The sequence below is a fragment of the Sphingomonas sp. HT-1 genome (assembly GCF_048568905.1).
GTDB lineage: Bacteria > Pseudomonadota > Alphaproteobacteria > Sphingomonadales > Sphingomonadaceae > Sphingomonas.
The window spans coordinates 3548636-3572488 of record NZ_CP183770.1; the positions used below are offsets into that span (position 1 = coordinate 3548636).

Annotated in this window: 24 protein-coding genes and 2 riboswitches; of the genes, 16 read left to right on the plus strand and 8 right to left on the minus strand. The window is 69.0% G+C overall.

Features of this window, described 5'->3' with window-relative positions; genetic code table 11:
* Positions 1-6 precede the first annotated feature (6 nt).
* Genes ACNFJ7_RS16815 through ACNFJ7_RS16825 form a run of 3 tightly spaced genes read right to left on the minus strand, consistent with a single transcriptional unit; the run spans position 7 to position 2443 of the window.
* Positions 7-1179 (minus strand): dipeptidase, encoded by a 1173-nt coding sequence (locus ACNFJ7_RS16815; protein ID WP_019368501.1) that lies wholly within the window; start codon positions 1177-1179, stop codon positions 7-9.
* Entirely contained in the window at positions 1176-1652 is a 477-nt protein-coding gene (locus ACNFJ7_RS16820) for a dihydrofolate reductase (protein WP_019368502.1), read from the minus strand. The genes ACNFJ7_RS16815 and ACNFJ7_RS16820 overlap by 4 nt, the downstream gene beginning before the upstream one ends.
* The gene (locus tag ACNFJ7_RS16825) at positions 1649-2443 is read right to left on the minus strand and encodes a thymidylate synthase (protein WP_019368503.1); all 795 of its coding nucleotides are present in this window, start codon (positions 2441-2443) and stop codon (positions 1649-1651) included. Before ACNFJ7_RS16825 ends, ACNFJ7_RS16820 begins: the two co-directional genes overlap by 4 nt.
* A gap of 137 nt (positions 2444-2580) precedes the next feature.
* Between ACNFJ7_RS16825 and ACNFJ7_RS16830 the strand changes: the two genes are divergently transcribed.
* The gene (locus tag ACNFJ7_RS16830) at positions 2581-2952 is read left to right on the plus strand and encodes a JAB domain-containing protein (protein ID WP_236704386.1); all 372 of its coding nucleotides are present in this window, start codon (positions 2581-2583) and stop codon (positions 2950-2952) included.
* Here ACNFJ7_RS16830 and ACNFJ7_RS16835 read toward each other — a convergent pair.
* Positions 2949-4331 (minus strand): M20/M25/M40 family metallo-hydrolase, encoded by a 1383-nt coding sequence (locus ACNFJ7_RS16835; protein ID WP_019368505.1) that lies wholly within the window; start codon positions 4329-4331, stop codon positions 2949-2951. The genes ACNFJ7_RS16830 and ACNFJ7_RS16835 overlap by 4 nt on opposite strands.
* A gap of 107 nt (positions 4332-4438) precedes the next feature.
* Positions 4439-4658, plus strand: a riboswitch (cobalamin riboswitch).
* A gap of 173 nt (positions 4659-4831) precedes the next feature.
* On the opposite strand from ACNFJ7_RS16835, the gene ACNFJ7_RS16840 reads away from it, so the two are divergent.
* The 7 genes from ACNFJ7_RS16840 (at position 4832) to cobJ (ending at position 13908) form a co-directional block, all read left to right on the plus strand.
* Positions 4832-5854, plus strand: coding sequence for a HoxN/HupN/NixA family nickel/cobalt transporter (locus ACNFJ7_RS16840; RefSeq protein WP_037513141.1), 1023 nt, complete (start codon positions 4832-4834; stop codon positions 5852-5854).
* 27 nt (positions 5855-5881) lie between these two features.
* Positions 5882-6101, plus strand: a riboswitch (cobalamin riboswitch).
* Positions 6102-6286: 185 nt separating this feature from the next.
* Positions 6287-7324, plus strand: coding sequence for a cobalamin biosynthesis protein CobW (gene cobW / locus ACNFJ7_RS16845; protein WP_019368507.1), 1038 nt, complete (start codon positions 6287-6289; stop codon positions 7322-7324).
* Between the two features lie 12 nt (positions 7325-7336).
* A complete protein-coding gene (gene cobN / locus ACNFJ7_RS16850; RefSeq protein WP_019368508.1) occupies positions 7337-10696 on the plus strand; it encodes a cobaltochelatase subunit CobN in 3360 nt (1119 codons plus the stop codon).
* Positions 10693-11802 (plus strand): hypothetical protein, encoded by a 1110-nt coding sequence (locus ACNFJ7_RS16855; protein ID WP_019368509.1) that lies wholly within the window; start codon positions 10693-10695, stop codon positions 11800-11802. The genes cobN and ACNFJ7_RS16855 overlap by 4 nt, the downstream gene beginning before the upstream one ends.
* The gene (locus ACNFJ7_RS16860) at positions 11802-12431 is read left to right on the plus strand and encodes a precorrin-8X methylmutase (RefSeq protein WP_019368510.1); all 630 of its coding nucleotides are present in this window, start codon (positions 11802-11804) and stop codon (positions 12429-12431) included. The genes ACNFJ7_RS16855 and ACNFJ7_RS16860 overlap by 1 nt, the downstream gene beginning before the upstream one ends.
* The gene (gene cobI, locus ACNFJ7_RS16865) at positions 12428-13153 is read left to right on the plus strand and encodes a precorrin-2 C(20)-methyltransferase (RefSeq protein WP_019368511.1); all 726 of its coding nucleotides are present in this window, start codon (positions 12428-12430) and stop codon (positions 13151-13153) included. Before ACNFJ7_RS16860 ends, cobI begins: the two co-directional genes overlap by 4 nt.
* Complete coding sequence (cobJ, locus tag ACNFJ7_RS16870) at positions 13150-13908, plus strand: precorrin-3B C(17)-methyltransferase (protein ID WP_019368512.1); 759 nt, start codon at positions 13150-13152, stop codon at positions 13906-13908. Before cobI ends, cobJ begins: the two co-directional genes overlap by 4 nt.
* Here cobJ and ACNFJ7_RS16875 read toward each other — a convergent pair.
* On the minus strand, positions 13875-14633 hold the full coding sequence (locus tag ACNFJ7_RS16875; RefSeq protein WP_019368513.1) for a cobalt-precorrin-6A reductase: 759 nt from the start codon (positions 14631-14633) through the stop codon (positions 13875-13877). The two genes, cobJ and ACNFJ7_RS16875, sit on opposite strands and share 34 nt — an antisense overlap.
* Between ACNFJ7_RS16875 and ACNFJ7_RS16880 the strand changes: the two genes are divergently transcribed.
* Genes ACNFJ7_RS16880 through ACNFJ7_RS16915 form a run of 8 tightly spaced genes read left to right on the plus strand, consistent with a single transcriptional unit; the run spans position 14632 to position 20647 of the window.
* Positions 14632-15828 carry a bifunctional cobalt-precorrin-7 (C(5))-methyltransferase/cobalt-precorrin-6B (C(15))-methyltransferase gene (locus ACNFJ7_RS16880; RefSeq protein WP_019368514.1) on the plus strand — a complete coding sequence of 399 codons (1197 nt, stop codon included), beginning with the start codon at positions 14632-14634 and terminating at the stop codon, positions 15826-15828. The genes ACNFJ7_RS16875 and ACNFJ7_RS16880 overlap by 2 nt on opposite strands.
* Complete coding sequence (locus tag ACNFJ7_RS16885) at positions 15825-16172, plus strand: cobalamin biosynthesis protein (protein ID WP_026008952.1); 348 nt, start codon at positions 15825-15827, stop codon at positions 16170-16172. The genes ACNFJ7_RS16880 and ACNFJ7_RS16885 overlap by 4 nt, the downstream gene beginning before the upstream one ends.
* Positions 16169-16930: a precorrin-4 C(11)-methyltransferase gene (gene cobM / locus ACNFJ7_RS16890; protein ID WP_019368516.1), complete on the plus strand. Its 762-nt coding sequence runs from the start codon at positions 16169-16171 to the stop codon at positions 16928-16930. Before ACNFJ7_RS16885 ends, cobM begins: the two co-directional genes overlap by 4 nt.
* Positions 16927-18237 carry a cobyrinate a,c-diamide synthase gene (locus tag ACNFJ7_RS16895; RefSeq protein WP_019368517.1) on the plus strand — a complete coding sequence of 437 codons (1311 nt, stop codon included), beginning with the start codon at positions 16927-16929 and terminating at the stop codon, positions 18235-18237. Before cobM ends, ACNFJ7_RS16895 begins: the two co-directional genes overlap by 4 nt.
* The gene (cobF, locus tag ACNFJ7_RS16900) at positions 18234-18977 is read left to right on the plus strand and encodes a precorrin-6A synthase (deacetylating) (protein WP_019368518.1); all 744 of its coding nucleotides are present in this window, start codon (positions 18234-18236) and stop codon (positions 18975-18977) included. Before ACNFJ7_RS16895 ends, cobF begins: the two co-directional genes overlap by 4 nt.
* Positions 18974-19576 (plus strand): cob(I)yrinic acid a,c-diamide adenosyltransferase, encoded by a 603-nt coding sequence (cobO, locus tag ACNFJ7_RS16905; RefSeq protein WP_019368519.1) that lies wholly within the window; start codon positions 18974-18976, stop codon positions 19574-19576. Before cobF ends, cobO begins: the two co-directional genes overlap by 4 nt.
* A 47-nt stretch (positions 19577-19623) precedes the next feature.
* Positions 19624-20217, plus strand: a complete 594-nt coding sequence (gene bluB / locus ACNFJ7_RS16910) for a 5,6-dimethylbenzimidazole synthase (RefSeq protein WP_419724248.1) — start codon at positions 19624-19626, stop codon at positions 20215-20217.
* Positions 20218-20239: 22 nt separating this feature from the next.
* On the plus strand, positions 20240-20647 hold the full coding sequence (locus tag ACNFJ7_RS16915; RefSeq protein WP_019368521.1) for a DUF1636 domain-containing protein: 408 nt from the start codon (positions 20240-20242) through the stop codon (positions 20645-20647).
* 7 nt (positions 20648-20654) lie between these two features.
* On the opposite strand, the gene ACNFJ7_RS16920 is transcribed toward ACNFJ7_RS16915, so the two are convergent.
* The 3 genes from ACNFJ7_RS16920 to ACNFJ7_RS16930 all read right to left on the minus strand — a co-directional run bounded on the left by ACNFJ7_RS16920 (position 20655) and on the right by ACNFJ7_RS16930 (position 23853).
* Positions 20655-21632 carry an FtsX-like permease family protein gene (locus ACNFJ7_RS16920; protein ID WP_019368522.1) on the minus strand — a complete coding sequence of 326 codons (978 nt, stop codon included), beginning with the start codon at positions 21630-21632 and terminating at the stop codon, positions 20655-20657.
* Positions 21633-21641: 9 nt separating this feature from the next.
* Positions 21642-23078: an ABC transporter permease gene (locus tag ACNFJ7_RS16925; protein WP_019368523.1), complete on the minus strand. Its 1437-nt coding sequence runs from the start codon at positions 23076-23078 to the stop codon at positions 21642-21644.
* A 94-nt stretch (positions 23079-23172) separates the two neighbouring features.
* Entirely contained in the window at positions 23173-23853 is a 681-nt protein-coding gene (locus ACNFJ7_RS16930; protein WP_019368525.1) for an ABC transporter ATP-binding protein, read from the minus strand.

Consider the following 23853-nt stretch of genomic DNA (forward strand, 5'->3'; position numbering starts at 1 on the left):
CGGGCGTCAGCGCTGCGGCACCATCCCCGATCGCAGCACGCGCAAGACGTTGCCGCCCATCACCTTGGCTATTTCCTGTTCCGAAAAGCCGCGATCGACCAGCGCTTGCGTCACCAGCAACAGCTGCGACGCATCGAACCCCGTGGCCACCGCACCGTCGAAATCCGATCCCAGTCCAACATGATCGACGCCCACCAGGTCACGGACATGGGCGATTGCTTCCGCCACCGCCCTTGGGCTGGTCGAACAAATCGCCGCGTCCCAATAGCCAATGCCGATGACGCCGCCGGTGCGGGCGATGCCGCGGATCTCTTCGTCGGTCAGGTTGCGGTTCATCTTGCATGTCGCCTGCACGCCGCCATGGCTGGAAATTACCGGGCGGCGCGCGATCGCGAGGATATCGGCAACCGCTGCGTGGCTGGCATGGGCGACATCGACAATCATGCCCATCGCCTCCATCCGGCGCATCACCTGTCGGCCCAGCGGGGTCAGTCCGCCTTTCGCCATGCCGTGCATCGACCCGGCGACGCGATTGTCAAAGAAATGTGCGAAACCCGCCATGCGGAAGCCGGCAGCGTACAGGCGGTCGAGATTGGCAATATCGCCCTCGATATCGTGCAATCCTTCAATCGACAGCAGCCCGCCCACGGCCGATTTCCCCCGCGCACGATCGGCGAGGAGCGTGTCTAGGTCAGCGGCCGATCGGATCACGCGCAGTTGCCCGTCCGATCCTTGGGCGGCGCGCGCCAGCTTCTCGGCGTGCCACAGCGAACGCTGGAGTAGCGAGCGCCAGGTGCGCGGCGGCTGCAGCTGGGCGATGGCGAGCAGCGTGATATTGTCGCTGTCCGCGTCGTTGGCGTCGTAATTCTGGTGACGCGGCGTCTTGGTGACGGAGGAAAAGACCTGCAGCGCGACATTGCCCGCCTGCAGCCGCGGCAGATCCACCTGGCCGCGATTGGCATGGTCCAGCAGGCTGCGCCGCCAGAGCAGCGTATCGGCATGCAGGTCGGCGATGGCGAGCCTGGCGTGCAGCCTGCGGGTCTGCGTCGTCACGCGGGGCAGGGCGGTGGCGACCACCCGGTTCATCCCCGCTTCCACCACCACCGGGGCGATCCCGAAAAAGCCGATCCCGGCGGTGGCGACCACCGCGAACAGCCCAATCAGGACCCCCTGCTTCATCGCCGCCTTGCGAGCGTTACGAAGCTATAGCCCGGGCGGTCGGCTTCGGCGGCATGGTCCTCGCGTGCGGTTTCGCGCCAAACTCCGGGATCGAACGCGGGGACAAGCGCGTCGCCATCGGCATCCAGATGGACTTCGGTAAGTTCGATCTGGTCGGCGTGGTCGAGGAACAGCGCGAAAATTTCCGCCCCGCCGATCACCGCAGCATCCGCGCCCGCCATCAATAGCGCCGCATCCGACGTGTGCGCAACCTCAGCTCCCTCGGCGTGCCAGTCGGTGTCGCGGGTCAGCACGATATGGCGGCGGCCCGGCAGTGGCGAGGGAAAGGAGTCGAATGTCTTGCGCCCCATGATCATCGGCCGGCCCATGGTCTGAGCCTTGAAGCGCTTCAGGTCCGCCGGCAGCCGCCACGGCAGCTGGCCGTCGCGGCCGATCACGCCATTGTCGGCCCGGGCGAGATGAAAGGTGATCATATCGCCACGTCCGCCTTGATGTGCGGCTGGGCGACATAGTCGTGGATCACGAAATCCTCGAATGCATAGGCGTCGATCGCCGGCGGCTGGCGCAGGATCTCCAGCCGGGGAAGCGGCCCGGGGGTGCGGCCCAGCTGCTCGCGGGCCTGGTCGAGATGGTTGAGGTACAGGTGGCAATCGCCGCCCGTCCAGATGAAGTCGCCCGCCTCCAGCCCGGCCTGCTGCGCCAGCATATGGGTGAGCAACGCATAGCTGGCGATGTTGAACGGTACGCCCAGGAAGATGTCCGCCGAACGCTGGTAGAGCTGCAGGCTCAGCCGGCCGTTCGCCACATGGCACTGGAACAGGCAGTGGCACGGCGCGAGCGCCATCGCGCCCAGTTCGCCTGGATTCCAGGCGGAGACGACCATCCGCCGCGAAGCGGGGTTGGTCTTCAGCGTGTGGACCAGTTCGGCGATCTGATCGATATGGCGGCCGTCGGCAGACTCCCAGTCGCGCCACTGCTTGCCATATACGGGGCCTAGATCGCCCTGTTCGTCGGCCCACTCGTCCCAGATGCGCACCTTGCGCTCCTGCAGCCAGCGGACATTGGTGTCGCCGCGCAGGAACCACAGCAGCTCGATCAGGATCGATCGGATATGCAGCTTCTTGGTGGTCAAAAGGGGGAAGCCCTTGCGCAGATCGAACCGCATCTGCGCGCCGAACACGCTGCGGGTGCCGGTGCCGGTACGGTCCATCACTTCCACGCCGTCGTTGAGCGCGCGGGCCATCAGGTCGAGATATTGCTGCATGGCGCGGAACCTAGCGGCGGCAGGCGCCCGAGTCATCCGCCTTTGCTCCACTTCGGACCTCCGATCCGGAGCCGATCCCGCTTCGCGCGGGCACGCCGTCATGGCACCCCGATGCGATGCTGGTGCGGCATTCCCCCTTGCGCATCGCCGATCTGCGGGCGGCAACCGGGCTGTTCGTTCGGCTGGCCGATGCACCGCAGGAAATCGGCGCCTTCGCCTATCTCGATCGCGACTGGCGACTGCTCGGCATGCGTCACGTCGCCGGCCAGGCCGCAGGCCGGCTGGACGTGCCGGTCCGTGCGGTGGTGGCCGATGCGCTGGCCTTCGATGCGCGCGCGGTGCTGATGGCGCACAACCATCCCAGCGGCGATCCCACGCCCAGTCCTGCCGATCGATCGACCACGCACCTGCTGCTGCGTGCGCTGGAGCCGCTCGACTTGCGGCTGGCCGATCACCTGGTGATCGCCCGCGCCGGCATCGCCAGCTTCCGCGAGCTCGGCTGGCTTTAGCCGGCCAGCGCGGTCAGCAGGCTGCGATAATATGTGATCGACGGAGCGATCTCGCTCAGCGGCGTACGTTCGTTCAGTCCATGCGAGAAACTATCGCTGTCCTTCATGAACTTCGGGCTCACGCCGTAGCTGGGTATGCCCTTGGCGCGGAACCACATCGAATCGCTGGCCCCCGCGCTCATCGCCGGCACCACCGGCACGCCGGGAAAGCGGGCTTGGACCGCCTTGGTAACCGCCTGCATCACATCGGGGCGAAGGGGCGAGGCCGGGCTGGCGACGCTGCCGCTGTCCAGCGTGCGGATTTGCACCGTCGGGTCGCCCACCACCTGTGCGAGCGTTGCACGCACAGCCTCCACCGGCGTGCCGGGGAAGATGCGGCAGTTAACGTTGGCGGTCGCGCGCTGGGGCAGCGCGTTGGTGGCGTGGCCGGCGCTCACCATCGTTGCGACGCAGGTGGTGCCGGTCTGTCCCACCGTGGCGGGATCGCCGCGTAGCAGGGCCAGTGCTTCGGCATCTTGCGGGTTGGCGACAAACCGGCGGATCACCGCCGCCCGTTCGGGCGTCGCTTCCTTCGCTGCGGCTTCCCAGCTGGCGCGGGTGATCGCGTCCACCTGCCCGGGGAAGCTATGGGCTTCTATCTTCGCCAGCGCATGGGCGAGCGCATAGATCGCATTGTCCTTGCGCGGCGCGCTCGAATGGCCGCCGGCATTGGTCACCGTCAGCTCGTAATCGGCATAGGTCTTCTCGGCGCCGTCGATGCCGAAGGTGGTAGGCTTGCCCGCTTCGTCCAGCCCGCCCCCGCCGCCGTCGATGTTGAGCAGCATTTCCGCGTCGGGAAACCGATCGGCCATCGCCGCGGTAGTCTTCATTGCCGTCTCCTCGTCGCCGGAGAGGAGCAGCACGATATCGCGGCCGGGGCGGAAGCCGCTGCGCTTCAGATCGATCAGCGTGGCGACCATCGTCGAGATGTCGTACTTCATGTCGGTCGCGCCGCGACCGAAGATATAGCCGTTTTCCACCACTGCAGTGAACGGATCGCGGGTCCAATCCGCCGGCTTGGCTTCCACCACGTCCATATGGCCCGAAATCAGCAGCGGCTTGGCGCCGTTCTTCGCCTTGCCGGTGCCGCGATAGCGCGCGACCAGATAGGCCGTATCGCCCATCGCCACGATCTCCACATCGCCATCGGCAAAGCCTCCTGCGACCAGCACGGACTTCAGATAGGCGGCGTAGGCCGGCGTCTGGTTGCCGGGCCCCGCCACGCTGCGATAGGCGATGCCGCGCTTCAACAATTCCAGCGCCTGCGCCTCGGCCTGGCTCGCGGGCAGCGGTGCGCTGACAAGCGCGAGCGCCGCAGCAGCGGCGGCAAAGAACGGCATGGACATGAACAGATCCCCAGCTTCGGTTTGGCGGAAAGCCTAGCCGCTGAGCGAGGGACGTCAATCGCGCGTACCGGCGGTTGCCAGCCGCGTCGCGCTCCCCTAACCAGCGTGTTGATCGCGCCGGTGCCCTGACCAGGGCTTAATCGGGAATGCGGTGCGGGCGCTCCGGCGCCCAAATCCGCGGCTGTCCCTGCAACTGTGAGCGGATAGCGCGATGCACTGGCCTCCGTCCGAGGGGCAGCCACTGGGCGGCAACGCCTGGGAAGGCGTGCAGCGCGCGGTGACCCGCAAGCCAGGAGACCTGCCGGCGTCCGGTCGCTCTTGCCCTGGTCCAGGGGATGACCGCGGCACGGTGTACTCCGTCTGAGCGACGCATGAGCGGCGGGGGCCGCCATGGGTTCGCGCGTCGGTCGCTCATGGCGTCCGGCCGGGGTGCGGGCCGGCCGCGTGCGGCAAGGCTCCCGCCAGGTCGCACGACGCCGCCGGAGTACCGAAACGTGCCCGTTCCTTCCTTGCGTTCGCGCATCGCCCTGCTGTTTGCAGGCCTGATCGCCGCCAATCTCGCCGCCTGGAGCTGGGCGTTCGTCTTGTTCCACGCCGAGCCGCTGATGCTCGGCGCCGCGCTGCTCGCCTGGGGGCTGGGGCTGCGCCATGCCGTCGATGCGGATCACATCGCCGCGATCGACAACGTCACCCGCAAGCTGATGAACGACGGCCAGCGGCCGATCGCCACCGGCCTGTGGTTCGCGATCGGCCATTCGGGTATCATCGCCATCGCCGCCACCGCCGTCGCGCTCACCACCCACGCATTGACGGGCATGGGCGCGTTTCAGGAAGTCGGCGGGGTGATCGCCACCGCCGTCTCGGCGCTGTTCCTGTTCGCCATCGCCGCGATGAACCTCCTCATCCTGCGCTCGGTCTGGAAGACCTTCCGGCACGTCCGCGCCGGCGGTGCCTATGTGGATGACGACCTCGACCTGCTGCTCGCCGCGCGCGGGCCGCTGTCCCGGCTGTTCGGGCCCATGTTCCGACTCGTGCGCAAGAGCTGGCACATGGCGCCGCTCGGTTTCCTGTTCGGTCTGGGCTTCGATACGGCCACCGAAGTGGCGATCCTCGGCATGTCGGCGGGGCAGGCGGCACACGGCGTGTCGCTCGGCACGCTCTTGGTGCTGCCGGCGCTGTTCGCCGCTGGGATGGCGCTGGTGGATACGCTGGACGGCGTCGTGATGCTCGGTGCCTATCGATGGGCGTTCGTGAAGCCGATCCGCAAACTCTATTACAACATCACTATCACGCTCATCTCGGCACTGGTGGCGATCGGAATCGGCGGCATCGAGGCGCTGGCGCTGATCGGGGAGAAGATGGGTTGGACCGGCGGGGCGTTCGGCCTCGCCGCCAATCTGGGGGCGCATTTCAATGGGCTGGGTTTCGCGATCATCGCCCTATTCGTCGCCTGCTGGGTGATCAGCGTCGCCATCTATCGGTGGCAGAGGCTGGACGAGATCGAGGTGCGGGTCTAGAGACTTGGGCGAAGGCTCTCACGGGCTTTCACCAAAGATCGCGCCGGTGCCCCATAAAGGGGCTTAATCGGGAATGCGGTGCGGGGAGCTTTCCCCAAATCCGCGGCTGTCCCTGCAACTGTGAGCGGATAGCGCGATGCACTGGCCTCCTTGTGAGAGGCAGCCACTGGGCCACGACGGCCTGGGAAGGCGTGCAGCGTGCCGTGACCCGCGAGCCAGGAGACCTGCCGGCGCAACGGTCGCTCTTGCCTTGGTCCAGGGGATGGCCGCGGCACGGTCTTGCTTCCGTTCGAGCGACGAAGCTGTGCGGCTGGGGCTGCACGGTCGCGTGGTGTCGGGCGTTCTTCGCGCCCGCCCGTCGTCGCGCGCCGGCTGGACGTTTGGTCCGGCAAGCCCCTCCGCGTGTTCGCTCGGGCGCGGGGGAAGACATGCATGACCGACCTGTCCAAGGTCCCCGTTACCATCGTCACCGGCTTTCTCGGCGCCGGCAAGACCACGCTGATCCGCCACCTGATCCAGAATGCCGGAGGGCGCCGCCTGGCGGTGGTCGTCAACGAATTTGGCACGCTCGGCGTCGACGGCGAAATCCTGAAATCCTGCGCCATTCCCGATTGCCCCGCCGAGAACATCGTCGAACTGGCCAATGGCTGCATCTGCTGCACCGTCGCCGACGACTTCATCCCCACGGTCGAGCGGCTGCTCGCGCTGGAGCCGCGCCCCGACCACATCCTGATCGAGACCTCGGGCCTCGCGCTGCCCAAGCCGCTGCTCAAGGCGTTCGACTGGCCGGCGATCCGCAGCCGCATCACCGTCGACGGCGTGCTCGCACTGGCCGATGCCGAGGCGGTGGCGGAAGGCCGGTTCGCGCCCGATCTGGTTGCGCTGGAGGCGCAGCGTGCGGCCGATCCGGGGATCGACCATGAGACGCCGCTGGCCGAAGTATTCGAGGACCAGCTCGCCTGCGCCGACATGGTGCTGCTCACCAAGGTGGATCTCGCGGGACCGGAGGGCGTCGCCGCCGCCCGCGCGGTGATCGCCGCCGAGGCGCCGCGGCCGGTGCCGGTGGTCGAGATCCGCGAGGGCGCGATCGACCCGCGCGTGATCCTGGGGCTGGGCGCCGCGGCCGAGGACGACCTCGCCGCGCGCCCCTCGCACCATGACGGCGCCGACGATCACGAGCATGAGGATTTCGACAGTACCGTCGTGACCTTCGGCGAGATCGCCGACCCGGCCGAGCTGGTCGCCCGCATCGAGCGGCTGGCGCGCGAGCACAAGGTGCTGCGGGTGAAGGGCTATGCGGCGGTGGCGGGCAAGCCGATGCGGCTGCTCGTTCAGGCGGTGGGGAGCCGCGTGCGCCATCAGTATGACCGTCCCTGGCGCCGGGGCGAGCCGCGCGGCACCGCGCTGGTGGCGATCGCCGAGCATGACCATGTCGATGCCGCAGCCTTCCGCGCGGTGCTGGCGGGCTGAGGCACAAGGGCGATGCACGTCCTGTTCCGCGAAACGCACGGGCTGGAGGAAAACGCCGTGCCCCAGGACCTCGGGCAAGCGCCAGCGGACCTGGTGGTGCTGTCCTTTTCCGACAGCGATCTCGGCGCGTTCGCAGCTGCTTGGACCGGGGCGCGGGAGGTACTGCCGTCGCTGCGGCTGGCCAACCTGGCGACGCTAATGCATCCGCTGTCGGTCGATACCTATGTCGAACGCACATTGTCTGGCGCGAAGGGAATCCTGATCCGGCTGATCGGCGGCATGCCCTATTGGAGCTACGGCCTGCAGCAGGTCGAGGCGCTCGCTCGGGAGCGGGGGATAGCGCTGGCAGTACTCCCGGCAGACGGCCGGCCGGACGCGCGGCTAGAGGCGGCGTCGACGGTGCCTTTTGGGGTGCTGCGGGATCTAACGGCGCTCTGCGAAGCGGGTGGCGCTGATGCTGCACGGGCGGCACTGGGCCTGCTGGCAAGGGCCGCGAATGTCGGTGCAGGGGGCGTCGAGGCGTCCGAGCCGCTGCCGGCGTTCGGCCTCTGGCACCCGAGCCACGGCGTCATCTTCCTCCCTACCCGTCATGTCCGCGAAGGCGGGGATCCATTTGCCAGCACGTCGGGGACAGGAGCCGAAAGCGTTCCAGCGATGGATCCCCGCCTTCGTGGACATGACGAGGGGGGTGAGCGGGCCGGGCAACCAAGCTGGGCCTGCACCGGCCGGCCCCTGGTCCTCATTGTCTTCTACCGTTCCTACCTTGCCGCCTGCGACGTCGCGCCCTTCGAGGCGCTGCATGCCGCGTTCGACCAGCGCGGCTTCGACGCGTTGTCGATCTTCGTGCCATCGCTCAAAGCACCGGACGCCCGTGCGCAGGTCGAGGCTTGGGTGCGTGACCTTGCCCCCGCCGCGATCGTCAACGCCACTGCCTTCTCCGCCCGCGACGATTCAGGGCAAAGCCCACTCGACGTGGCGGGCGTACCCGTGTTCCAGCTTGCGCTCGCCACCACCTCGCGGGACGCATGGGCGAGCTCGGACCGCGGTCTGTCGCCCGCCGATCTCGCAATGCATGTCGTGCTGCCGGAGATCGACGGCCGCATCTTCGCCGGCGTCGCCAGCTTCAAACAGGCGGAAGCGCGCGACGAAGCATTGGGCTTTGCCCGCACCGCTCATCGCGCCGAGCCGGAGCGGATCGGCGCCATTGCCGATCGAGTCGGGGCTTGGGTGACGCTGGCCGCCAAGCCACTGGCCGAGCGGCGGATCGCGCTGCTGCTCTCCACCTATCCGGGCAGGGACTGGCAGCTTGCGCATGCCGTGGGGCTGGATGCACTTGCCTCGGCAGAGGCCATCGCCGCCGATCTGGGTGAGCCGGTGAAGGACCTCGCCCTGCGGTTACAGGCGGAAACGCTGTGCTGGCCGCTCGCCGCCTATGAGGAAGCGCTCGCCAGTCTGTCGGAGCCGCTGCGGGCGGCATTGCGCGATTCCTGGGGCGATGCCGCGCACGATCCCGCCTTCCGCGAAGGCGCCTTCCATTTCGCCGCGCTCCGTGCGGGCAAGCTGCTGGTCGCGCTCCAGCCCGAGCGCGGCGACCCGGCGACGCGGGAGGACAGCTATCACGACGTTACGCGCGTGCCACGCCATGCCTATGTCGCCTTTTACCTCTGGTTGCGCGCCCAGGGCGTCGATGCTTTGGTCCATATCGGCGCGCACGGCACGCTGGAATGGCTCCCGGGCAAGGCAGTGGCGCTGTCGGGCGGCTGTTGGCCCGAGGCGCTGATCGCCGACCTGCCAATCCTCTATCCCTTCATCGTCAACGATCCCGGCGAGGCCGCGCAGGCGAAGCGGCGGACCGGCGCCGTCACGATCGGCCACTTGCCGCCGCCGCTGAAGACCGCCGGCACCGGCGCCGGCCTGGCGCGGATCGAGGCGCTGCTCGACGAATTCTCGAGCGCGGTGGGTCTCGATCCAGCTCGGCGCGATCGGCTCCAGTCCGCGATCCGCGACGAGGCGCGCGCCGTCGGGCTGGAAGCGGAACTCGGGCTGGATTGCGCGGCTAGCACGGCCGAGGCGATCGCCCGCATCGATCGCTTCGTCTGCGACGTGAAGGAGGGGCAGTATGGCGACGGCCTCCATGTCTTCGGGCGCGGCGCGTGCGGCGCGGCGGAGCGGGAGGGGCTGCTCGCCGGGCTGGCGGGCGGGCGTGTGCCGCCCGGGCCCTCAGGCTCTCCCTATCGCGGCCGCAGCGATGTGCTGCCCACGGGGCGAAACCTCTACACCATCGATCCGCGCGCAGTGCCCTCCCGCGCGGCGCACGCCCAGGGCATCGTCCTCGCCGACGAGCTGATCCGCCGCCACCTCCAGGATCATGGCGACTATCCCAAGGGGCTGGTGATCGATTTGTGGGGGTCGGCGACGATGCGCACCGCCGGTGAGGAGTTCGCGATGGCGCTGCACCTGCTCGGTGCCGCGCCCCTCTGGGATCCGGCCTCGGAACGAGTGACGGGCGTGGAGATCCTGCCGATCGCGCTGCTTGATCGCCCGCGCATCGACGTCACGCTGCGCATTTCCGGCCTGTTCCGCGATGCCTTCCCGGCGCTGCCTCAGCTGTTCGGCCAGGCGGTTCGGGCGCTGGCGGCGCGCGACGAGCCAGCCGAGCGGAACCCCTTTGTGGGCCAGGAGGCGGCCCCGCGCGTCTATGGCCCTCAGCCCGGAAGCTATGGCCTTGGGATCGGCGACGCGGCAGAGCGCTACAGCGCATCGGCCCGGCAGGCGGCGGGCGAAGCATGGCTCGCTGCCTCGGATCATGCATTTGACGGCCGCGAGGCGCAGGCCGATCCCGCCGGCATCCGTGCCCGCGTGGGTGCCGCCGATGCCTTTGTCCACCTCCAGGATCTGCCGGAGACCGATCTGCTGCTCGCTGCCGACTATGCCGCGCACGAGGCGGGGTTCGCCGCCGCAAAGGCGCTGGGTGGGGGCAGTGCCGCGCTCTACCATCTCGACGCGCGCAACCCGGCCCGCCCGGTGGCGCGTCCGCTGACCGAGGAGATCGCCCGTGTCGTCCGTGCCCGCGCCGCGCAGCCGGGCTGGATCGCAGGCATGCGCCGCCATGGCTTTCGCGGCGCGGCCGAGATCGCGGCGACGCTCGACCATCTCGGCGCCTTCGCGCATCTGGCGAACGCGGTGCCGCCGCAGCTGTTTGACGTCTATTTTGATGCGACGCTCGGCGATGCGGAGGTGCGCGATTTCCTCGCCCGCGAGAACCCAGCGGCACTAGCGGCCATGGAGGCGCGGTTCGCGGCGCTGCACGCGGCGGGGCTGTGGCAAACGCGCCGCAACTCGATCCTCGCCGGCCTGGGAGGCGCGGCATGAGCGGCTTCGCGGTGCGCGGTTGGTGCCCCGACGCGTGGCGGCCGATGGCAGCGGGCGACGGCCTGCTGGTACGGGTGAAGCCCGTGCTCGGCCGGCTGACGCAGGCGCAGGTCCGCGGGCTGAGCGCGGCGGCGCTGGCGCATGGCAATGGCTGGATCGATTGCACCAGCCGCGCCAATCTGCAGCTGCGCGGCGTTGCCGAAGCGACATGGCCGGCCTTGCTGGAGCAGTTGGTCGCACTTGGCTTGGTCGATCCTGATCCCGCGCGGGAAGCGCGGCGCACCCTGCTCGTCGCGCCCGATTGGCGCGCGGGGGACGACAGCCACCGCATCGCTACCGATCTGCTGGCGCAACTCGGCGCACTGCCCGCGCTTCCCAGCAAGATGGGCTTCGTGATCGATGCCGGCTCTGCCCCGGTGCTCGCCGACGCGCCCGGCGACTTCCGGGTCGAGCGAGCGGCGGACGGCGGCCTCCTGCTCCGCGCCGCGGGGCGGCAGCGTGGCGTCGTGGTTGCACCGGGGCAAGCGGCGGAGGCACTGGTCCGGATCGCGCACTGGTTCGTCGAGAGCGGCGGATCGGCGGCGGGGCGCATGGCGCGACACGCCGCGCCGCTGCCCGGCTGGGCGGCGGGGGACGCGATGCCGGCCGCCGGTGGGCCGCGCCTCGCGCCTGGGCGCCACGCACTGGGCCGCGTCCTGGGCCTGCCGTTCGGGCAGGTCCATGCTGCGCTGTTGTCCGACAAGGCGGCGATCCGCGTCACGCCCTGGCGCTTGCTGCTCACCGAGGGCGTCGACGGCACGCTGCCCGGGCTGATCGACGATCCCGCCGATCCGCTGCTGCGCGCCGATGCCTGCGCCGGCGCGCCCGCCTGCCCACAGGCGAGCATCGCCACCCGCGATCTCGCTCGCCAACTCGCGCCGCATGTCGTGGGGCGGCTGCACGTCTCTGGCTGCGCAAAGGGCTGTGCCCGCGCCGACAGCGCCGATGTGGTCGTCACCGGGCGCGACGGGCTGCTCGATCTGGCCTTTCATGCTCGTCCCGGTGCGCAGCCAGCCCATGCCGGGCTCAACCCTGCCGGCCTGCGCGCCCTGTTCGGAATCGATTGATGCCCCACACCTATGAAACCGATGGCGCCGCCATCTACCAGCAGTCCTTCGCGATGATCCGCACCGAGGCCGATCTCTCCCGCTTCTCGGGCGAGGAAGAGCCGGTGGCGGTGCGGATGATTCATGCCGCCGGCATGATCGCGCTGGCGCCGCATATCCGCTTCTCGTCCGGCTTCGCCAGCACGGCGCGGGCGGCGCTGGCCGACGGTGCGCCGATCCTGTGCGACGCGCGCATGGTCTCGGAAGGGATCACCCGCGTCCGCCTGCCGTCGAACAATCCCGTGCTCTGCACCCTGCACGACGCTGCGGTGCCGCCGCTGGCGCAGCGCATGGCCAACACCCGTTCGGCCGCCGCGCTGGAGCTGTGGCGTCCGCATCTCGCCGGATCGGTCGTCGCGATCGGCAACGCGCCTACCGCGCTGTTCCACCTGCTCAACATGCTGGAGGATCCGCATTGCCCGCGCCCCGCGGCGATCATCGGCTGTCCAGTGGGTTTTGTGGGCGCCGCGGAATCAAAGGCAGCGCTTTGGGCCGCTCCCCCGGCCCCGTGCTGCATCGTCGAAGGCCGGCTCGGCGGTAGCGCGATCACCGTCGCCGCCGTCAACGCGCTGGCGAGCCGCGCCGAATGAGCTCCGGCACCATTCACGGCGTCGGTCTTGGCCCCGGCGCGCCCGATCTGCTCAGCGTGCGTGCCGATCGGCTGGTGCGCGGCGCGCGGCACGTCGCCTATTTCCGCAAGGCCGGGCGGCCGGGCCAGGCGCGGCGCATCGCCGAAGGAATGCTGCGCGCCGACGCGGTCGAACTGCCGATGGAATATCCGGTGACGACGGAGATCCCCGTCACCGATCCGCGGTACAATGCCTGGCTTTCGGCCTTCTATGCCGATTGCACCGAACGTCTGCTCGCGCTGGCCAGGGAGGGCGAGGACGTGGTGGTGCTGTGCGAGGGCGATCCGTTCTTCTACGGCTCGTTCATGCACCTGCATGCGCGGCTTTCCGGCCGGGCACCGGTGGCGGTGGTGCCGGGGATCACCGGCATGGCAGGCGCCTGGAACGCCACCGGCCAGCCGATCACTTGGGGCGACGACGTGCTGACGATCGCCATGGCGACGCTGCCCGAAGAGGAACTGGTCCGCCGCATTCGCGATACCGATGCGCTGGTGGTGATGAAGATCGGCCGCAACTTGGCCAAGCTGCGCCGTGCGGTTGCGGCGGCGGGCCGCGAGGCCGAGGCCTGGCTGGTCGAACACGCGGCGATGCCCGATCAGCGGGTTACGCTGCTCGCGGAGGCGACGAGCGTAACGCCCTATTTCTCGATCCTGCTGATCCACGGTCGGGGGCGGCGGCCATGACCGGCTGGTTGGCCATTGCCGGGCTGGGACCGGGCGACGATGCACTGGTCACGCCGGAGGTCACCGACGCGCTGGCGCAGGCGACGGATATCGTCGGCTATATCCCTTATGTCGCGCGGATCGCGCCGCGTGCGGCGCTGACGCTGCACGCTTCGGACAATCGGGTGGAACTGGATCGCGCTGCGCTCGCGCTCGATCTGGCGGTGCGGGGCCGGCGGGTGGTGGTCGTCTCCTCGGGCGATCCGGGCGTGTTCGCCATGGCGGCTGCGGTGTTCGAGGCGCTGGAGACCGGGCCGGAGGCGTGGCGCGCGCTCGACATCCGCGTCCTGCCGGGCATCACCGCGATGCTGGCGGCAAGCGCGCGGGCCGGCGCGCCGCTCGGCCATGATTTCTGCGCGATCAACCTCTCGGACAATCTCAAGCCCTGGGCGCTGATCGAAAAGCGCCTCCGGCTGGCGGCCGAGGCGGATTTCGCGATGGCCTTCTACAATCCGCGGTCGAAGGCCCGGCCGGAGGGCTTTGCGCGCGTGCTGGACGTGCTGCGCGCATGCTGCGGCGCAGATCGGCCCGTCCTCTTCGCCCGCGCGGTTTCCACGCCGCAGGAGGCGCTGCGCATCGTGCCGCTAGGGGATGCCCGCGCCGAAATGGCGGACATGCGCACGATGGTGATCCTGGGCTCCAGCCGCACACGCGTTATCGATCGCGCGGCCGGGCCGATCCTCTACACGCCGCGCTTCGTGGCGGAGGGCGTGTGAGCCAGCCAGTCGAGCACCGCTTCGGGTTTCGTCACCTCGGCGCGCGGCGGCAGCGCCGGACGGTCGATCATCAGCACGGGAAGGCCCAGCGCACGGGCGGCGATCAGCTTGGCTTCGGCGCCGCTGCCTCCGGCATTTTTGCAGACAACAAGGTCGATGCGGTGCGCGGCCATCAGCGCATGGTCGCGCTCCGGAGTGAATGGGCCGCGATCGACGATCAGATGATGGTCGGGCAGCGGCGGCGGCACGGCCGGTGCATCGACGAAGCGCAGGACATAGTGGTGCTGGGGCTGGCGGGCGAACGCTGCGATATGCAGCCGACCCAGCGCCAGCAGCACCCGCCGGGCCGATCCATTGAGCGCAGCGACGGCGCCATCGATGTCCGGCACATGCTGCCAGCGATCCCCTGCGACCGGCGCCCAGGCAGGGCGGGTGAGTGCGAGCAGCGGCACGCCGCTGGCTGCCGCCGCGGTAACGGCGTTACCGCTCATCGTCGCGGCGAAAGGGTGGGTCGCATCCACGAGATGCGTCACCTGCTGTTCGCGCAGATAGGTCGCCAGCCCCTCCGCGCCGCCGAACCCGCCGACCCGAATCGGGATCGGCTGCGCGCGCGGATGATCGGTGCGGCCGGCATAGCTCAGCGTCGCGGGCACGCCCCGCTGCGCCAGCAGGTGGGCAAGCGCGCTCGCTTCGGTGGTGCCGCCCAGCAGCAGGATGTTCGGCATGGCTGAGCTCCCCTGGTTGACCATCCTCGGCCTTGGCGAAGACGGGGTGGACGGCCTCTCCGCCGCCGCCCGCGCGGCACTCGACGACGCCGATCTGGTGATGGGCGCTGCCCGCCACCTGGCACTGCTGCCGGGGCTTAAGTGCGGAGCGGTGGAATGGCCAGTGCCCTTCGCCGATGGTGTACCGCTGCTACTGGCCAAGCGTGGGCGGCGGGTGGTGCTGCTCGCATCCGGCGATCCGTTCTGGTTCGGCGCGGGGACCAGCGTGACTCGCCACCTCGCGCCCGATGAATGGGTCGCGCATCCGGCGCCCTCCAGCTTCGCGCTCGCCGCCGCGCGGCTGGGCTGGGCGCTGGAGGAGACCGGCTGTCTGGGCCTCCATGCGGCGCCCTTGGCCCGGCTGCGCCCGCATCTGGCGCGGGGCCGCCGCCTGCTGGTATTGGTGCGAGACGGCGCGGCAGTGGCCGGGCTGGCGGGCTATCTGGAGGGGCAGGGATTCGGCGCTTCCGCGCTGCATGTGCTGGAGGCGCTGGGCGGGCAGCGCGAGCGACGCCGGTGCGTGCCGGCTGCCGGCTTCGCGCTCGACGACATCGCGCATCCGGTGCTGGTCGGCATCGAACTAACCGGGGGGGGTGCGGTGCTGCCGGTTGCCTCCGGCCTGCCGGACGACTGGTTTGCGTCGGACGGCCAACTCACCAAGCGGCCGGTGCGTGCACTCACGGTATCCGCGCTGGCGCCTCAGCCGGGTGAGTTGCTGTGGGATATCGGCGCGGGATCGGGTTCGATCGGCATCGAGTGGCTGCTGGCGCATCCTGCCAACCGTGCCGTGGCGATTGAGGCCGATCCGATCCGCGCCGACCGCGCTCGCGCCAATGCCGCCGCGCTCGGGGTCGATCGGCTGACCGTGCTGACTGGGCGGGCGCCGGGCCTGTTGCCATCCGATCGGCCCGATGCGGTGTTCATCGGTGGCGGCCTTTCGCAGGGGATGCTCGACGCCCTTTGGGCGCGATTGCCGGCGGGGGCGCGGATGGTGGCCAATGCGGTGACGCTCGAATCCGAAGCGCTGCTCGCGCAGTGGCACGGCGCAAATGGCGGCAGCCTGCTACGCATCGACCTCGCCGACGCGGCGCCGCTCGGCAGTCGGCATGGCTGGAAGGCGCGCTATCCCGTGGTGCAATGGAGCGTCACGCGATGATCGTCGCCGGCTTCGGCTATCGCAGCGGCGCGACGCTGGAGTCGCTGCGCGCCGCGCTTGCGTTGGCCCAGCGGGGTGCCCCCGGCGTCACGCACGTCGCGACCGTGGCGGACAAGCTGCCGCTGGTCGTCGGCCTCGGCCTGCCGACGATCGATGTCGCGGAACTGCACGCGATCGAAACGGCCACTCGGTCCGCCGCCAGCCTTGCCGCTCGCGGCACCGGCAGCGTCGCCGAGGCCGCCGCGCTTGCCGCTGCCGGCCCGGGTGCGCGGCTGCTCGTGTCCCGCCGCATTTCCGAAGACCGCCTAGCCACCTGCGCCATCGCTCAAGGGACCCTTGCATGACTGTCCATTTCATCGGCGCCGGCCCCGGCGCACCCGATCTGCTCACGCTGCGCGGCCGCGACCTGATCGCGGCCAGTCCGGTGTGCCTCTATGCCGGCTCGCTGATCCCGGAAGCGATCCTCGGCCATTGCCCGCCCGGTGCCCGGATCGTGAACACCGCGCCGATGCATCTCAATCAGATTGTTGAGGAAATCCAGGCGGCGGAGGAGGCGGGCCATGATGTTGCCCGGCTGCATTCGGGCGATCTTTCGGTCTGGTCGGCGATGGGCGAGCAGCTCCGCCGGCTCCGCGCGCTTGGCATTCCCTTCACCGTCACGCCCGGCGTGCCCGCCTTCTCGGCGGCGGCGGCCGCGCTGGAGGCGGAGCTGACGCTGCCCGAACTCGGCCAGTCGCTGGTGCTAACCCGCACTCCCGGCCGTGCCAGCCGGATGCCCGAACGCGAGAGCCTGGCCAACTTCGCCGCCACCGGCGCTACCCTGGCGATCCACCTTTCGATCCACAACCTGGCGAAGGTCGTGGCCGATCTGCTGCCGGTCTATGGTGCACACTGCCCGGCCGCAGTGGTGTGGCGAGCGAGCTGGCCCGATGAACGAATCGTGTGCGCGACGTTAGCGATGATTGAAGCGGCGGTGGCCGGCAGCATCGAACGGACGGCGCTGATTCTCGTCGGGCCGGTGCTGGGGGCGACGGACTTCGCCGAAAGCAGTCTGTACGCGCCCGGCTATGATCGCCGCTTCCGCCTGCAGGCGGCGCTATGAGCCTCCCCGGCCTCATCATTGCCGCACCCGCATCGGGCACCGGCAAGACAACGGTGATGCTGGGCCTGTTGCGGGCACTGGCCGAAGACGGCGTGACGGTGCAGCCGTTCAAGAACGGGCCGGATTATATCGATCCTGCCTTCCACCGGGCGGCGTGCGGGCGCGCGTCGTTCAATCTCGACAGCTGGGCGATGGGCGCGCCCCTGCTCGCGGGAGTCACCGCGCGGGCGGCGGGGGCCGATCTGGTGCTGGCGGAAGGATCGATGGGGCTGTTCGATGGCGTCGCGCAGACCGGGGCGAGCGGCACCGGCGCCACGGCCGATCTCGCCCGCCGGATGGGCTGGCCGGTGGTGCTGGTGATCGACGTGTCCGGCCAGGCGCAGTCGGCGGCGGCAACCGCGCTCGGCTTCGCCCGCCTCGATTCGTCGGTGCCGTTCGCGGGCGTGATCCTCAACCGTGTCGCGAGCCCGCGGCACGAGCGGCTGGTGCGGGCAGGCATGGCAGCGGCCGGCATCCGGGTGCTGGGCGCGCTCCCCCGTTGCGCAGATCTCGCCCTGCCCGAGCGACATCTGGGGCTGGTGCAGGCGGTGGAACATCCTGATCTCGATCAAACGATCGCCGCCTACGCGGCCTTCATCCGTGCGCATCTCGATCTGGCGGCTATTCACCGCGCGGCGGCATGCCGAGGCGATGATGCCACCGACGGCCGTTTGCCCGCCCCGCCGGCGCAGCGCATCGCCATTGCGCAGGATGCCGCCTTCTCTTTCCTCTACCCGCACCTGCTCGAAGGATGGCGGGCGGCCGGTGCGGCAATCCTGCCCTTCTCGCCATTGGCCGATGAAGCGCCCGCAGCGGATGCCGATCTGGTCTGGCTGCCCGGCGGCTATCCGGAGCTGCACGCCGGCACCATCGCCGCCGCCGCTACCTTCCTCGCCGGCCTGCGTCGCCATGCCGGCACTCGGCCGGTGCACGGCGAGTGCGGCGGCTATATGGTGCTCGGTGAGGCGCTGATCGACAAAAGCGGGATCGAGCACCGCATGGCCGGCCTCCTCGGTCTCGTCACCAGCCACGCACATCGCAAGATGCATCTCGGCTATCGCCAGGCGACGCTGCTGGCGCCGATTGCCGGCATCACAGCGGGCACGCGGCTCACCGGCCATGAATTCCACTATTCTACCATTGTGACGCAGGGCGATGCCCCGCTTGCGCAGGTCGTCGATGCGGAGGGCAATGGCGTTGCCGAGACCGGATCGGTGCGCGGGCCGGTGACCGGCAGCTTCTTCCATCTGATCGCGGCCGCGGCATGATCGCGCTCCAACTGATCGGCATCGGCACGGGCAATCCGGAGCATCTGACCCTGGAGGCGGTGCGCGCGCTCAACGCCGCCGATCTGATCCTGGTGCCCCGCAAGGACAATGCCACCGATCTCGCCGATCTGCGCCACGCGATCTGCGCGGCGGTGCTGGCGCGGCCCGTGCCGATCGCCGTGTTCGACATGCCGGTACGCGCAGGTGCGGGCGACTATCTCCAGGCGGTGCAGGACTGGCACGGCGCGATCGCCACGGCGTGGCGCACCACGATCGACACGCATCTGCCGCGGGGGGGAGCGGTGGCACTGCTCGTCTGGGGCGATCCTTCGCTCTATGACAGCTCGCTGCGGATCGCGGCGCGGCTGCCGGATGTGTCAGTGCGGGTGGTGCCGGGAATCACCAGTATTCAGGCGCTCACCGCCGCCCATGCAATCCCCCTCAACCCGCTGGCCGGCTCGGTGACGATCACCACCGGCCGCCTGCTGCGCACGCATGGCTGGCCCGAAGGCGTGGAGATGCTGGCGGTGATGCTGGATGGCGCTTGTGCGTTCGAAACGCTCGATCCTTACGGCATGCGCATCTGGTGGGGCGCCTATCTCGGTATGTCGCAGCAGGCACTTGACCACGGCCTGCTTGCCGAAGCCCGGCCGCGCATCGTCGCCGCCCGTGCAGCCCTGCGCGCTCGGCATGGCTGGATCATGGACGTGTATCTGCTTCGAAAGGACCCCGCCGAATGACTCGCGACGATGCCGCGCATGCCGAAAAGATGCGCAAGATCCAGGCCGCCCGCGCCACTATGATGGAGACGAAGACCGAGGAAAAGGGACTGCTGATCGTCCATACCGGCAAGGGCAAGGGCAAGAGCAGCGCCGCCATGGGCATGGTCGTCCGCGCGATCGGCCATGGCATGAAGGTGGGCGTCGTCCAGTTCATCAAGGGCGCGATGGTCACGGGTGAGAAGGCGGTGTTCGATGCCTTCCCCGATCAGGTGGAATTCAAGCCGATGGGCGAAGGCTTCACCTGGGATACGCAAGACCGCGCCCGCGACATCGCCGTCACCCGCACCGCCTGGGACGAAGTGAAGCGGATGATCGCCGATCCTCGCTATCACATGGTGCTGGCGGACGAGCTGAACATTGCGCTCCGCTACGACTATCTGCCGCTCGACGAAGTGCTGGCGGTGCTCGCCGCCCGCCCGCCGATGAAGCATGTCATCGTCACCGGTCGCAACGCGCCCGATGGTCTGATCGACGCCGCCGATCTGGTCACCGAGATGACGCAGGTGAAGCACCCATTCCGCTCCGGCGTGAAGGCGCAGGCGGGGATCGAATTCTGAGCTCTCCGCCCCCCTTTGATGCCGAATTCCGCCAGCAGTTCGATACGCTGCTGCGCTGGCGGCGCGACGTTCGCCATTTCGCTCCCGATCCGGTGGCAGAGGCGGAGATGCGCGATCTGCTCGCCTGCATGGCGCTCGCGCCTTCAGTCGGCAATGCCCAGCCGTGGCGGGTGGTGCGGTTGCGCTCGGCGGAGGTCCGCAAGTGCCTTGCCGCACATGTCGACGCCGAAAATGCCCGGGCGGCTGCGGCCTATGCAGGGCAATTGCGCGAGGCCGCCTATCGCGCGTTGAAGCTCCACGGCATCCGCGAGGCGCCGGAACTTCTGGCCATCTTCTGCGACGAAGCGGCGGCGGCCGGCCACGGCCTCGGTATCGCCACCATGCCGGAAATGCTGCGTTATTCCTGCGTCACGGCGATCCACACGCTTTGGCTGGCGGCGCGCGTGCGGGGTATCGGCATGGGCTGGGTTTCGATCCTCGATCCGCAGACCGTCGGCCAGATGCTGGACGTGCCGAACCGTTGGTCCCTGATCGCGCTGCTGTGCATCGGCTACCCCGCCGACAATTCGGAAACGCCCGAACTCGAACGCCGCGGTTGGCAGGCACGTGAGCCGCTGGCCGATCGCCTATTTGAACGATGATCCCCTTTCCGGAGAAAACCGAATGCTGAAGCCCGTGGAGAACGGCCCTGCCGTCGTCGCCTGCAACACCTGCCGCCACAGTGCTGCCATGCGCGAGGATGAGGAGGGCGTGCGGGGCGGCGCCCGGCTGGTGGAGGCGCTGCGCACTGCCCAGGCCGGCGATCCTCGCTATGCAGGCGTCGCGGTGCAGGAAATGCCCTGCCTATTCGCCTGCACCGAGCATTGCACCGTGCATCTGCGCGCGCCGGACAAGGTTGGTTACGTCCTGGGCCGTTTCACTCCCGACGCTGACGCGGCCACCGCCATCCTCGACTACGCTGTCCGCTATGCGGAAAGCGAGCATGGTCGCGTGCCGTTCAAGGAATGGCCGGCGGGGGTGAAGGGGCATTTCCTCGTACGCACGCCCCCGCCGGGCTTCGTTGCGGAGTGATGTGACGTCATTCGTGCCGCAATGCCCAGGCCGGGGCGGCACGGCTTGCGCGGAGGGATTGGCCCAGCACGGTCAACACCGCGATGGCGGTGGCGATCAGGCTGGCGCCGAGGAAATAGGCCGGCGACAGCGCGATCCGATCGCCGAAGCCCGCAAGCCAGGCGCGTGCCGCCAGCCAAGCCAGCGGCCAGGCGAATAGGTTGGCGAGCAGCACCGGCCGCAGGAACTGGCCGATCAGCAAACGAAGGACATCGTAAGCCGAAGCGCCGATCGCCTTGCGGATGCCGATTTCCTTCACCCGGCGCGCGGTGCTGAACGCGGCGAGGCCCCACAGGCCGACGCAGCCGATCAGCACCGCCAGGCCGGTGCCGATCCCGACGAGCCGGGTCGCGCGCTGATCTTCGGCATAAAGGTCGGCCAAGCGGCGATCGGCGGTTTCGCCGGCGAACGGAACAGTTGGAATCACCTGCCGCCACCGTTCCGCCACCTTGTCGAGCATCGTGCGCGGATCGCCGGTGAAGCGCAGCGCGCCGACATGCAAGAACACCGCGTTCGGCGTGTACATGTAGTAAGTCCCCATGTCGGGCATGCGCGGCGAGTAGAAGCGCAGTTCGTCGATCACGCCGATGATCGTGCGGGGGCGGGGGGTGCCCACCGTTTTGCCGATCGCTTCCTCCGGCGTGCGGAAGCCAAGCGCGGCCACCGCCTTGCGATTGAGGATGATGTTGCGCCCCAGGTTCCACCGCTTCCAATCGCTGGAATCGTCGGCGGCATGGGCGTCGTCGAACAGGCGGCCGGCTAGCAGGCGAGGTCGATAGGCATCGAAAAAGCCTGGTCCGACGCTGACAAGTCGCAGCATCGGCCCAGTTCCCGGCGGGCCGGGCTGTTCGACGATGTCGATGTTGCTCGCGCCTTCGCCGCCGGGGGCGGTGTTCGCGGTGCCGACGCTTTGGACACCGGGCAGCGCCTGCAGAACACGGATCATCGCTCTGGCCTAGTCCTGGCCGATCTTGGGGTCGGCGAGCGAGGAGATGGTGATCAGCCCTTCGCGGCGGAAGCCCAGATCCGTCTCCCGCAAATGGCGCATCTGCACGGCCATCACGACGGTGCCGATCAGGAAGGCAATGGCGAGGCCGAACTGCAGCACGACCAGAGCCTCGCGCAGCCGCGCGCCTGCCTTCCCGCCGCCGGGCGTGCGGGCAGAAGCGAGCACGGCGGCGGCTGGAAAGCGCGACAGGACGAGCGCAGGGTAGAGGCCAGCGGCGAGTCCGACGACCAGCGTGACGCCCCCGAGCAGCGGCAACGCCCAGCCATAGGGGATGGCAAGCGCGGTGCCGCCCGCGGCGTTGACCAGCGGCAGCCCCACTTCCGCCAGCGTGAGGCCGAGCAGCGCGGCAAGGACGACCGTGGCGATCGCCTCGCCGAGGAACTGGCCTATCAGCGCAGCTCGGCTGGCGCCCAGCACCTTGCGCATTGCCACCTCACGGGCGCGCAGGCCGGCGCGGGCGGTGGCGAGATTCACATAATTGACGATGCCGATCAGCAGCGTGAGCAGCCCAATCGTGCCGAGCGTGGTCACCATCAGCTGGCGGCTGGCGCTTTCGGCGCCCATCGGCTTCAGATGCGTATCGGCGAGTGGAACGAGCGGCTGGGAAAGCCATTTCGATGCGCCCGGTCCGAAATCGCCCTTGGCGCGGCGATCGATGAAGGCCGGTATCTTGGCGGCGAAGGCACGCGCGGCCTCCGGCGTCTCGAATCGCAGCCAGGTCGTCAGCGACGCGGTGCCCCATTTGTACCACGCCCATTCGGCCGGGGGCGGCTTTTTCGGGATCGGGATCAGGATGGCGAGCCGCAACTCGCTGTTCGTCGGCAGATCCTCGAAGACGCCAGCGACGCGATAGTTGGCGGGAGCGTCCATGCTGACGGTAATCGTCTGCCCGATCGGATCCGCGCTGCCGAAATAGCGTCGCGCCGCCGATCGGCTGAGCAGCGCTGCACTGGGATCGGCAAGGACTCGGGCGTCGGCGCCTTGCACCATCGGCAGCGCAAAGACGTCGAAGAAGCTCGGATCGACCTGCGCGACATCCTCGGTTGCGGCAATCGCGCCGCGCAGCACTGCGCCGCCGCGTTCACCCCCACGGATCCGCGTGCCGATCAGGCCGGGAAAATCGTCCCGCATCATTTCCAGCAGGCCCGGCATGGTTGCCGGATAAGCGCCATTGACCGGGCTGCCCGGGAACTGGATGGCCGTGTCCACTCGATACACCTGATCGTAACGCGGTACCCAGCGTTCGAAACTGGTCTCGAAGCGCACGTACAGGGCCAACACCAGAAACGTCGCCATCCCCACCGCCAACCCGCCGATGGTGAGCGCGGCATAGAGCTTGTCGCGGGTGAGTGAGCGGTAGAAGCTCGTAAACACGGACGTCATGGCATCCCTTCCGGTTGGCGGGTGTCGGAGAGGTGGCGCAGCAGGGTGCCGGCCAGGAGCAGCAGCACGAGCACCGTCAGCGCACGATCCAGCTTCACGCTGCCCGCCGCACCGCAGAGAGGATCCTTCCGTCCAGCATGTGCACCGTGCGCCGGGCGATATCGGCATGGGCGGGCGAATGGGTGACCATCACGATCGTGGCGCCATCGGCGTTGAGCCCGGTCAGGATTTCCATCACCTGCGCGCCGTTTTCGGTATCGAGATTGCCCGTCGGTTCGTCCGCCAGGATCAGCTTCGGTTCGCCGACGATCGCGCGTGCGATGGCGGCACGCTGCTGCTGGCCGCCGGACAGTTGGTGCGGATGATGGTTTCGGCGGTGCGCGATGCCCACCCGGTCCATCGCTGCATCCACCCGTTCCCGCTTTTCACGCGCCGGCATTGTGCGATAGGCCAGCGCCAGCGCGACATTTTCGGCGATGGTCAATTCATCGATCAGGTTGAAGCTTTGGAACACGAAGCCGAGCCGATCGCGGCGCAGCTTCGCCAGCTGCGCTTCGGGCGCACGGGCCACATCCTCCCCCTCGAATAAATAGGCGCCGCTGGTCGGCCGATCGATCGTGCCGAGGATGTTGAGCAAGGTCGATTTGCCGCAGCCCGATGGCCCCATGATCGCGACAAACTCGCCGGCCTCGACCGTCAGGTCGATGTCGGCAAGGGCGGTCGTCTCGACTTCGTCGGAGCGATAGCGGCGATCGATGGCTTTCAGCTGGATCAT